The following is a 10,724-nucleotide window of genomic DNA, read 5'->3' as shown; positions in this document are numbered from 1 at the left end:
GCTGCGGCTCACTGGCGGCTCTCCTGCAACGGTGCAGGCTGGGAGGGTGCGGGCAATGCAGCCGGCGCGAGTGCGGTGGGAATACCCGCAGACACTTCATCCACCGGGTCCGGTACCAACGCCGGATCCAGATCGGCCGGCTGCGGCTTGACCACCGGCTGCCCGGTCTTGCCGGCCGCCTGCGCGGCCAGCCACGACTGGATGTCGTCCGGCGGCACGTCCATCAGCCGCAGCGCGCCTTCCATTACCTTGTGGAACACCGGCGCCGACACCAGGCCGCCGTAATACACCTTGCCCTGCGGATCGTTGATCACGATGACGGTGGCAAAGCGCGGCCGCGTGGCCGGTACCAGGCCGGCAAACAGCGCGTTGTAATGCCCGCGCTCGTACCCGTTGGCGCCGTTCTTGCGCGCGGTACCGGTCTTGCCGGCGACGTGATAGCCCAGGATCGCCGCGCCCTTGGCGCCGCCCTGGGTGACCACGGTTTCCATCATGTCGATGACCTGGCGCGCCACTTCCGGAGTGACCACCTGGCGGGTTTCGTTGTGCTGGCCGCGCACGAAGGTCGGCGGGGTCAACTTGCCGCCGTTGCCCAGCGTGGCGTAGGCCTGCGCGATCTGCAGCGGCGTCACCGACAGGCCGTAGCCGTAGGACATCGTGGTCTTGGACGGGCCGCTCCAGCGCGCCGGCTGCAGCACCACGCCGGCCGATTCGCCGGGAAAACCGCTATGCGGGGCAGCGCCGTAACCGAAGTTGCGGATCGACTGATAGAAGGTCTGGTCCGGCACCTTGGCGGCGATCTTGGCCGCGCCGATGTTGGAGCTGCGGGTGATCACGCCGGTGACGTTGAGCACGCCGTTGTTGCGCGGCACATCGCGGATGGTGAAGCGCCCCACCGACATGTAGCCGGGGTTGGTGTCGATGACGGTGTCCTTGGTCACCACACCGGCGGTCAGCGCGGTGGCCACGGTCAGCGGCTTCATCGTCGAGCCCGGCTCGACCAGATCGGTGACCGCACGGTTGCGGCGCGCCGACGGGTTGATGCCGGTGACCGCGTTGGGGTTATAGGTGGGCAGGTTGACCATCGCCAGCACTTCGCCGGTGGCAACATCCATCACCACCATCGAACCGCCGGCCGCATTGTTTTCGACCAGCGCGTTGCGCAGCTCCTTGTAGGCCAGGAACTGGATGCGGCGGTCGATGCTCAGCGTCAGGTCCTTGCCCGGCTGCGCCGGACGTACCAGATCCACGCTCTCCACGATCGCGCCGCGCGCATCGCGCACCACCTTCTTGGAGCCCGGCTTGCCGCGCAGCCATTCGTCGAAGGCAAGCTCCAGGCCTTCCTGGCCGCGGTCGTCGATATTGGTGAAGCCCAGCACGTGGGCCATCGCCTCGCCTTGCGGATAGAAGCGACGGAACTCGCGCTGCGAGAACACACCGGGGATCTTCAGGTCGACGATCGCATGCGCCTTGTCCGGGTTGATCCGGCGCTGCAGGTACATGAATTCCTTGCCGGCCTTCTGCGCCAGCTTGGCGTTCAACTCGTCCAGCGGCTGGCCGAGCGCCTTGGCCAGCTCGGGGATGCGGTCCGGATTGCGCAGCAGTTCCTGCGGATTGACCCAGATCGATTCCACCGGCGTGGACACCGCCAGCGGCTCGCCGTTGCGGTCGGTGATCATGCCGCGCGAGGTGGCGATCGGCAGTTCGCGCAGGTAGCGCGCTTCGCCCTGGCGCTGGTAGAAATCGCGGTTGACCAGCTGCACGAACGCCGCCCGGCCGATCAGCGTCACCGAGCACAGGCCCAGCGCGATGCCGACCAGCGTCAGGCGGCCACGCAGGTTGAAGTTGCTGCGCGCGCGGTTGCGGCCGGCCTTCATTCCGCACCTCCGTGTGCGCCACCCTGCGGGCGGCTACGCCGTGCACAACGGCTGTCCTGCCGTTCGGTCACCTGCCGTCTGCTCATGGGCGCACCACCACGATGTCGTTGGTCTCCGGGAACTTCATCCCGATGCGCGCACGCGCAACCTGATCCACGCGATTGCTTTCCGCCCAGGTGGCCTGCTCCAGCTGCAGCCGGCCGAATTCGATATTCAATTCATCGCGCGTGTGCTCGAGCTTGGACAACTGCACGAACAGCTTGCGATGCATGTGGCGCATGTACACGACCCCGATCGCCGAGGCGATGCTGCAGGCAAGCAGCACGATGAGCAGCAGACGGCTCATGCAGCGTCTCCGTTCGGAGACGCCGGGAATCGGGATTCGGGATTCGGGATTCGTGAAGCAGCGGCACTGTTGCCTTTGCCCATTCCCGATTCCCCATTCCCCATTCCCAGCTTTTCAGCCACCCGCAACACCGCGCTGCGGGCGCGCGGGTTGACGCTCAGTTCGGCGTCGTCGGCCTTGATGGCGCCGCTGATCAGTTGCAGGGTCGGCACGAACGGCTGCGCTTCGGGCAGGCGGCGGTTGCTCGGCGGGGCCTTGGCGTAGCGGGCCATGAACTGCTTGACGATGCGGTCTTCCAGCGAGTGGAAGCTGATCACCGCCAGGCGGCCGCCGGGCTTGAGCGCGCCCAGGGCGGCATCCAGGCCGGCTTCCAGATCGTCCAGCTCGCGGTTGATGTAGATGCGGATCGCCTGAAAGCTGCGCGTGGCCGGATGGGTCTTGCTGTCGCCGCGCGGCATCACCGAGGCGATCAGCTCGGCCAGTTGCGCGGTGCGCAGCAGCGGCTGTTCGGCGCGGCGGGCCACGATGGCGCGCGCGATGCGGCGGCTCTGGCGCTCTTCGCCATAGGTCCACAGCACGTCGGCGATCTCGCGGTCGCTGGCATGCGCCAGCCACTCGGCCGCGCTCTGGCCGGCGTCAGGATCCATGCGCATGTCCAGCGGGCCGTCCTTGCCGAAACTGAAACCGCGCCCGGCCACGTCCAGCTGCGGCGAGGACACGCCCAGATCCAGCAGGATGCCATCGACGGTTGCCGCAGCGACCACTTGGCCGAGACCGGCGAAGCTGCCGCGATGGATGGACACGCGCGCATCGTCACCGAACGACTGTTCGGCCACGGCAATCGCGTCGGGGTCTTTGTCCATCACCAGCAGTCGACCTCCCGGGCCAAGATGTTGCAGCACGCCACGGGCGTGTCCGCCACGTCCGAACGTGCCATCGAGATAGGTTCCGTTTTCGATCACCTGCAGGCCGTCCAGAACCTGCGTGTACAGCACCGGCACATGGGCCGCCGGTGGCTGCGACACCGGGTGACCGGGCTGCGCTTCACCGCGCATCCGGGCACCCCGGCTCACAACCTGAGATCGAGCAATTCATCGCCCAGATCCCCGTCAGACAATGTCTGCTGGATCAGTGCGCGATGTGCCTGCTCGCTCCAGAGTTCGAATTTGTCGCCCATGCCCAGCAGCACGGCCTTCTTCTCGATGCCGACCGCATTGCGGTGGCTGGCCGGGATGCTCAGACGGCCATTGGCGTCCAGCTCCAGCACTGCGGAAGAACCCACCAGTTTCTGCTGCAGCGTGCGGACCACGCGCTGGGTATTGGGCTTGGACATCACATCGTCACGCACCCGCTCCCACTCCTTTTCCGCATACAGCCACAGGCATCCGGCTTCGAACGGGTTGTAGGTGAGCACCAGGCGATTGCCGCTCACGCGCGTGACCAGGTCGCGGTATGCGGTTGGCACCGCCATACGCCCCTTGTCGTCCACCGTGATGGCAGTCTCGCCCTGAAACACCGAATACAACCTCGAATACCCGCTGGGGGATCATTGAACCACGAAAAACCACAAAACACCTGGTTTTCCCTCCGTTGCCCACCTTAGCAGCGCGTCAAAGGTTGTCAACAACTTTGAAGGTCACAAATCGCCAGTTGCATCAATGAGTTGCAGCACTCTTTAGAGACTTGTTCAAAGGTTATCCACAAGTTGCTGTTTCATCTCAGATTTTGAGATTGAACAAAAATTCAGGGGCGTGAAGGCCATGTAAACCCGACCGCAGTCTCACTTCACACTGCGCCAGCTGCACATGGGCATTGCGCAAACAGGCGACAATCAGACCTATGTGCCTGGTCGCTCTTGCCTGGAAAACCCACCCGCATTGGCGCCTGCTGCTGGCGGGCAACCGCGATGAATTCCACGACCGGCCGACCGCTGCGCTGGCGCGCTGGCCGGCACCCGCCGACGGCGTGCTGGCGGGCCGCGACCTGCGCTCGGGCGGCAGTTGGGTGGGGTTGGGCGGCGACGGCCGCGCCGCGGTGGTGACCAATGTGCGCGACCCGCTCGCCACTGCGTCCGGCCGCTCGCGCGGACATCTCATCGCCGACTACCTGGCCGGCAGCCTGGACGCGGCCGTGTACGCCGGCGACCTGGCAGCGGCTGCGCACGAATTCCCGCCATTCAATCTATTGCTGTGCGACGCCGAGCGCTGCGAACACCTCAGCAACCACCCGCCGTTGGCACGCACGCTGGCGCCGGGCATCCACGGCATGTCCAACGGCCCGCTGGATGCGCACTGGCCCAAGACCGCCGCGCTGACTGCAGTCCTGCGCGACTGGTGTGCCGCCGGCAGCGACGACCTGCAACCGCTGTGGACCGCCCTGGGCAACCCCGCCATCGCGCCCGACGCCGCCCTGCCCCACACCGGCGTGGACCTGCCCACCGAACGCCTGCTCTCGGCCGCCTTCATCAACGGCTCCAGCTACGGCACCCGCGCCAGCACCATCGTCGCGGTGGACCACCAGGGCAGCGGCTTCATCCACGAACGCCGCTTCGGCCCCGCCGGGATCTTCCAGGGCGAAAGGCGGCTGGACATCGTCGGGACGCGTCGACAATGACCGCAGCAAGCAGCGCACAGTGATCGCAGCCAAGGCAAGGCGCCTCAGCAAACCACCCAAGTGCAAGCCCCCCTTGCGTCAAGGGGGCGCGGCGACAGCCGCGGGGATTTGGCATGCCTAGGAGCGGGGCCCGCGTTTTGTACTGCCAAAGGCGGTACGAAGCGTGGGTGTCTTCTTAGGGCGAACGCCCGAAAGAAGGTGGCGGAGCCGGCCGGTAAGCCGGGTTCTGTCGTGGACAGTCATTCGTCTAGGCGCTACGTCACCGCAGCGCTCAAGCAACCTACCCGGATCCAGCGCGGGCCACGCCAATGGATCCCTATTTGGTCTTGCTCCAGGTGGGGTTTGCCGTGCCGGTCCGTTACCGGACTCGCGGTGCGCTCTTACCGCACCATTTCACCCTTACCGGCCCCTCGCCACCCCTCTGCTGCCTCCGAACGCACTTGGCGATGCTTGTGCATCGCCGACACGTTTCAGTGGCGGCAGAGGGGTGACGAGGGACGTAGGCGGTATCTTTCTGTTGCACTTTCCGTCGGCTTGCGCCGCCCAGGCGTTACCTGGCACCTTGCCCTATGGAGCCCGGACTTTCCTCGGCACTCTTGCGAGTGACGCGACTGTCTGGCCGACTCCGCCGGGGCGCACTATACGCTATCGCCACCTTTCAGAACGGCGCCGCGAGCCGGCCCCGCCATCGCCGGCAGGCCCGCAATTGCCGGTAGGAGCGCACCCGGGCGCGAGAGGCCCTACCGAGAAAAATCCCAGTGCACGTCAACCTGCTCCTGCAACAACACACCTAGCCGCCATACAAGGCCTTGCGCGGCGCACCGGTCAACTCGGCGGCTAGCTTGGCGGCAGTGGACGGCGGCAGGTGTTCGGCGAGCTTGGCGTAGACGCGGCGGCCTTCGGCCAGTTGGCCTTCGGCGGCGTCGGCGGCGCCCTGCACCATCACCACGAACTCGCCCTTGCGCTGGTTGTCGTCGGCTTCGACCCTGGCCTGCAGCTCGGCCAGGGTGCCGTCGAGCACGGTTTCGAACAGCTTGGTCAGCTCGCGGGCGATCACCGCCGGGCGCTCGTCGCCGAAGGCCCCGCGCAGGTCGGCCAGCGACTCGACGATGCGGTGCGAGGACTCGTAGAACACCAGGGTGCGGGTCTCCCCGGCCAGGTGCGCCAGGCGCTCGCGGCGGGCGGCGCTCTTGGCCGGCAGAAAGCCCTCGAAGCCGAAACGGTCGCTGGGCAGGCCGGCCACGCTGAGCGCAGCGATGGCGGCGCAGGCACCCGGCACCGGGCTGACCCGGATCCCGGCCGCGCGGGCGGCGCGCACCAGCTTGAAGCCGGGGTCGCTGACCAGCGGGGTGCCGGCGTCGCTGACGATGGCCAGCGACTCGCCCTCGCGCAGGCGCGCGACGATGCGCTCGGACATGGCTTCTTCGTTGTGGTCGTGCAGGGCCAGCAACGGGCGGTCGATGCCGAAATGGCCGAGCAGCTGGCGGGTATGGCGGGTGTCTTCGGCGCAGATCGCGGCCACGCCACGCAGCACCTCCTGCGCACGCGGCGACAGGTCGGCCAGGTTGCCGATCGGCGTGGCGACCACGTGCAGGGTTCCGGGGGAGGTCATCAACGGTATTCCGTAGGGCAAAGGGTAGAATCGTAGCGTTTTTAACGGTCCGCCCCGGCGGGCCCCGTCCAATGGATCTGAAATGAACAAGCGTGTTGCAAGGATCTCCGCCCTGTCGCTGATGGTGATGCTGGCCGCCGGCTGCGCCACCAGCAGCGTGACCCAGACCGCCTCGCCGACCCAGAGCGCGGCGCTGGCGTTGCTGGACCAGGGCAAGCCGCGCGAGGCGGCGCAGCAACTGGAAGCCGAGGCGGCCAGCGCCAGCGGTGCGCAGCGCAGCCGCCTGCTGGCCGCGTCTGCATTCGGCTGGCACGACGCCGGCGATGACGCACGTGCGCGCACGCTGCTGGCGCAGGTGACCCCGCGCCATCTCAGCGGCGAAGACCGCGCCCGCTTCGCGCTATTGACCGGCGAGCTGGCGGTGATCGACAAGCAGGCCGCGCAGGCGCTGCAGGCCCTGGGCGACAGCCCGCAAGGCCTGCCGCAGCCGCTGCAGACCCGCTGGCTGCTGGCACGCGCCGCCGCACTGGAAGGCACCGGCGACCTGTTCGGGGCCGCCGCCGACCGCGCACGCGCCGACGCCAGCCTGACCGGCACCCCGCGCAGCGAGAACCAGCGCGCGATCGTGCGCCTGCTCGCCGCACTCGACGATGCCACGCTGAAGGGCCGCACCGCGGCGCTGCCGGCGGGCGACCCGCTGTACAACTTTGCCGGCCGCGCCTTGATCAGCCGCGGGCTGGCGCTGCCGCGCGCCTTCGATCGCGACGCGCAATGGGGCTTTGACACCAGCAAGCGCCCGCCGGCCGAACGCGACGGCTATCGCCCGCCGGTCAAGCTGGGCGTGCTGCTGCCGCTCAGCGGCAGCCTGGCGACCGCCTCGGCGCCGGTGCGCGACGGCCTGCTGGCCGGTTACTACGCCGAAACCCGCCGCCGCCCGGAACTGCGCTTCTTCGACACCGCCGGCACTGCCGCCGGCGCCAATGCCGCCTACGACAAGGCGGTGAGCGCCGGGGTCGATTACGTGGTCGGCCCGTTGGGTCGCGACGAGGTCAGCGCGGTGTTCGCACGCGGCCAGCTGGCAGTGCCGGTGCTGGCGCTCAACCGCCCCACCGACAACAAGGCACCACCCAGCGGCAGCGCCGGCTTCTCGCTGGCGCCGGAAGACGACGGCATCATGGCCGCCGAATACCTGCTCTCGCGCGAGCGCCGCAACGTGCTGATCGTCGGCACCAGCGACGACAACGGCAAGCGCACCATCAAGGCCTTCCGCGACCGCTTCAGCGAACGCGGCGGCAGCGTCGCCGGCAGCATCAGCGTGGCCGAGGTACCGGGCGACATCGGTGCGCAGCTGCGCAACTACGGGACTGCCGATGCGGTGTTCCTGGCGGTGCGCGGCAACACCGCGCGCGCGCTCGCGCCGCAACTGGCCTTGAGCGGATTCGCCGGCAAGTCGCGCGTGGGCACCTCGCAGCTGGTGGCCGGCACCGGCAAGGTCGAAGACGATCTGGCCCTGGACGGCATCATCTACCCGAGCGAGACATGGACCGCGCTGGGCGTGTCCGGGCTGCCGGCCTCCACCCAGGTCGCCAGCACGCTGCCCAGCGCACGCGGACCCGGCGCGCGCCTGTTCGCGTTCGGCTACGACGCCTGGAAGATCAGCGCATATCTGGAAAAACTCGCCACCGGCACCGACGGCGGCCTGCGCGGCGCCACCGGCACGCTGCATCTGGATGGCTTTGGCAACGTGCTGCGCACCCCGGCTTGGTCCACCTTCAACGGTGGCCGCCCGGTGCCGATCGCCGACGGCCGTTGACGCCATGCCGGCAGCGCGCCAGCAGCGGGGTGCGGCGGCGGAGGCGGCCGCACGCGCGCTGCTGGAGCAGGCCGGGTTGCGGCTGGTGGTGGGCAATGCCAACTACCGCGGCGGCGAACTGGATCTGGTGATGCGCGACGGCCAGGCGCTGGTGTTCGTGGAAGTGCGTTATCGCCGCGACAACCGCTTCGGCGGCGGCGCGGCATCGGTGGATGCGCGCAAGCGTCGCAAGCTGGTGCTGGCCGCGCAATTGTTCCTTGCCCATCACCCAGCACTGGCGACCTTGCCGTGCCGCTTCGATGTGGTGGAAGCCAGCGGCGAGCCGCCGGTGCTGAACTGGATCCGCGACGCCTTCCGCGCCGACGATTGCTGACGACGACCCACGCGCGATGCCCACCATCATCACCCATGCCGCGGTGCCGCTGGCGCTCTGGTGCGCCAGTGAACGCGGCCGCCTGTCGCCGCGCCTACTCGGTGCCGGCATCGTCGCGGCGATGTTGCCCGATGCCGATGTGCTGGCGTTCGCGTTGCATGTTCCGTATGCGGATGCGTTCGGCCATCGCGGTGCCAGCCACTCGTTGTTGTTCGCCGGGCTGATCGCGCTGCTGGGTGGTGCTGCGCATCGCCTGTTGCGTGCGGACGCACTGCAGGCAGCAGCGTTCTTGTTCGTCTGCGCCGCATCGCACCCGCTGCTGGATGCGATGACCTCCGGCGGACTTGGCGTTGCCCTGACCTGGCCATGGAGCGAGGCGCGCTGGTTCGCGCCATGGCGGCCGATTCGCGTGTCGCCCTTCGCCAACGGTTTCTTCAATGCGCGCGGCCTTGCCACGCTGCTCTCCGAGCTGCGCTGGGTCTGGCTGCCGCTCACCGTCGCGGTGCTGGGATGGAAATGCATCCAGCGCGCGGCACCACAGGATCACACTTCATGACCGATGTGCTTCCCACTGCCCTGGCCGCGTTGCTGGCCGCGCGGCTTGGCCCCGATGGCTGGTTGACCGGCGACGACGCGCGGCGCCGCTATGGCGAGGACGATTCGCGCCGCTGGGCGTTGCCCGCCGCCGTCGCCTTGCCGGGCGATACCGAGGATGTGGTGGCGATCGTGCAGGCCTGCCGCGCGCATGGCGTGCCGATCGTGGCACGCGGCGCCGGCACCGGCACCACCGGTGCGGCGGTGCCGTTTTCCGGCGGCGTGGTGGTGTCGATGGCACGCATGGATCGCATCCTTGCGCTGCGTCCGGCCGATCGCTGCGCCATCGTGCAACCGGGCCTGCTCAACGGCCAATTGCAGCAGGCCTTGCAGCCGCATGGCCTGTTCTGGCCGCCGGATCCGTCCAGCGCGGACATCTGCAGCGTCGGCGGCAACCTGGCCACCAATGCCGGCGGCCCGCGCGCGGTGAAATACGGCGCCACCCGCGACAACGTGCTCGGCCTGGTCGCTGTGACCGGCACCGGCGAGGTGATCCGCTGCGGCGGCGCGTACACGAAAAATTCCACCGGCTACGACCTGACGCATCTGCTGGTCGGCAGCGAAGGCACCCTGGCGATCATCGTCGAAGCGACCTTGAAGCTGACGCCGCGCGCGGTCGCGCAAGCCGGCGTGCGCGCGCTGTATCGCGATGCGGCCAGCGCCGCGGCGGCGGTGTCGCGCATCATGGCGCAACCGACCACGCCGACGATGCTGGAATTCATGGATGCCAGTGCAATCGCATTACTGCGCCGCAACGACAGCGATGTGCCCGAGGCCGGCGCGATGCTGCTGATCGAAGCCGATGGCGATCACGACACCCTGCCCTACGCATTGCAGGCCTTGCATGATGCCGCCGATGGCGAGGGCGTGGTGAGCCTGGACGTGGCCGCCGATGGCAGCGCGCGCGACAGGTTGTGGGCCGCGCGGCGTGCGCTGTCGCCGGCATTGCGCACGATCAAACCGGGCAAGATTAACGAGGACGTGGTGGTGCCGGTCTCGCGCATCCCCGAACTGGTGGCCGGCGTGGAAGCGCTTGCGGCCGAATTCGCGTTGCCGATCGTCGCCTTTGGCCATGCCGGCAACGGCAACCTGCACGTCAACATCATGTACGACCCGGCCGATGCCGACGAGGACACGCGCGCGCATGCCGCATTGCCGCGTCTGTTCGCACTGGTGCTGTCGCTGGAAGGCACGCTCTCCGGCGAGCATGGCATCGGCGTGGCCAAGCGCGATTTCATGGCCCAGGCCTTCAGCGCACCAACGCTGGCGGCGATGCGCGCGATCAAGGCCGCACTGGATCCGGACGGGATTCTCAACCCGGGCAAGGTGTTGCCACCCGTTGAGTGACCCGCTTGCAGCGTTGCAGCTGGATTGCCGAACGTGATCCGGTGAACGCTGCGTTGGCCTGGCTCGTTTCCGCGGTCGGAGAGCGCAGTGCGCCGATGGCACGATCATCGGCGTCGAAGTCGAAGTCGAAGTCGAAGTCGAAGTCGAAG

At 68.2% G+C, this 10,724-nt stretch carries 10 protein-coding genes and 1 other RNA gene; 5 read left to right on the top strand and 6 right to left on the bottom strand.

Annotation, left to right across the window (positions count from 1 at the left end; genetic code table 11):
• Positions 1 to 8 precede the first annotated feature (8 nt).
• From KHN93_RS04225 to mraZ, 4 genes are all read right to left on the bottom strand, one after another.
• Complete coding sequence (locus tag KHN93_RS04225; RefSeq protein WP_104560690.1) at positions 9 to 1,877, bottom strand: peptidoglycan D,D-transpeptidase FtsI family protein; 1,869 nt, start codon at positions 1,875 to 1,877, stop codon at positions 9 to 11.
• 82 nt (positions 1,878 to 1,959) lie between these two features.
• A complete protein-coding gene (gene ftsL, locus KHN93_RS04220; RefSeq protein WP_005991913.1) occupies positions 1,960 to 2,223 on the bottom strand; it encodes a cell division protein FtsL in 264 nt (87 codons plus the stop codon).
• On the bottom strand, positions 2,220 to 3,278 hold the full coding sequence (gene rsmH, locus KHN93_RS04215) for a 16S rRNA (cytosine(1402)-N(4))-methyltransferase RsmH (protein WP_212579598.1): 1,059 nt from the start codon (positions 3,276 to 3,278) through the stop codon (positions 2,220 to 2,222). Before rsmH ends, ftsL begins: the two co-directional genes overlap by 4 nt.
• Before the next feature lie 14 nt (positions 3,279 to 3,292).
• Positions 3,293 to 3,748: a division/cell wall cluster transcriptional repressor MraZ gene (mraZ, locus tag KHN93_RS04210; RefSeq protein WP_016903087.1), complete on the bottom strand. Its 456-nt coding sequence runs from the start codon at positions 3,746 to 3,748 to the stop codon at positions 3,293 to 3,295.
• 314 nt (positions 3,749 to 4,062) lie between these two features.
• Between mraZ and KHN93_RS04205 the strand changes: the two genes are divergently transcribed.
• Positions 4,063 to 4,836, top strand: coding sequence for an NRDE family protein (locus KHN93_RS04205; protein WP_212579181.1), 774 nt, complete (start codon positions 4,063 to 4,065; stop codon positions 4,834 to 4,836).
• Between the two features lie 199 nt (positions 4,837 to 5,035).
• Here the strand turns inward: KHN93_RS04205 and rnpB are convergent.
• Positions 5,036 to 5,463, bottom strand: an RNA gene (gene rnpB / locus KHN93_RS04200) — RNase P RNA component class A.
• 163 nt (positions 5,464 to 5,626) lie between these two features.
• Positions 5,627 to 6,448, bottom strand: coding sequence for a 16S rRNA (cytidine(1402)-2'-O)-methyltransferase (gene rsmI / locus KHN93_RS04195; protein ID WP_039523544.1), 822 nt, complete (start codon positions 6,446 to 6,448; stop codon positions 5,627 to 5,629).
• 82 nt (positions 6,449 to 6,530) lie between these two features.
• Here rsmI and KHN93_RS04190 point away from each other — a divergent pair, with 82 nt between their 5' ends.
• The 4 genes from KHN93_RS04190 to KHN93_RS04175 are packed head-to-tail and all read left to right on the top strand — an operon-like array spanning position 6,531 to position 10,575.
• Positions 6,531 to 8,261, top strand: a complete 1,731-nt coding sequence (locus tag KHN93_RS04190; RefSeq protein ID WP_225880083.1) for a penicillin-binding protein activator — start codon at positions 6,531 to 6,533, stop codon at positions 8,259 to 8,261.
• Positions 8,262 to 8,265: 4 nt separating this feature from the next.
• Positions 8,266 to 8,634, top strand: a complete 369-nt coding sequence (locus KHN93_RS04185) for a YraN family protein (protein ID WP_184353374.1) — start codon at positions 8,266 to 8,268, stop codon at positions 8,632 to 8,634.
• 16 nt (positions 8,635 to 8,650) lie between these two features.
• Positions 8,651 to 9,190: a metal-dependent hydrolase gene (locus tag KHN93_RS04180; RefSeq protein ID WP_104560688.1), complete on the top strand. Its 540-nt coding sequence runs from the start codon at positions 8,651 to 8,653 to the stop codon at positions 9,188 to 9,190.
• Positions 9,187 to 10,575, top strand: coding sequence for an FAD-binding oxidoreductase (locus KHN93_RS04175; RefSeq protein WP_184353373.1), 1,389 nt, complete (start codon positions 9,187 to 9,189; stop codon positions 10,573 to 10,575). Before KHN93_RS04180 ends, KHN93_RS04175 begins: the two co-directional genes overlap by 4 nt.
• The last annotated feature ends 149 nt before the right edge of the window (positions 10,576 to 10,724 follow it).

The organism is Xanthomonas arboricola pv. juglandis (assembly GCF_905367715.1).
In the GTDB taxonomy this organism is placed as follows: Bacteria; Pseudomonadota; Gammaproteobacteria; order Xanthomonadales; family Xanthomonadaceae; genus Xanthomonas; species Xanthomonas arboricola.
The sequence above is the reverse complement of the archived record's forward strand: the minus strand, read 5'-3'. Positions and strand labels throughout refer to the sequence as shown.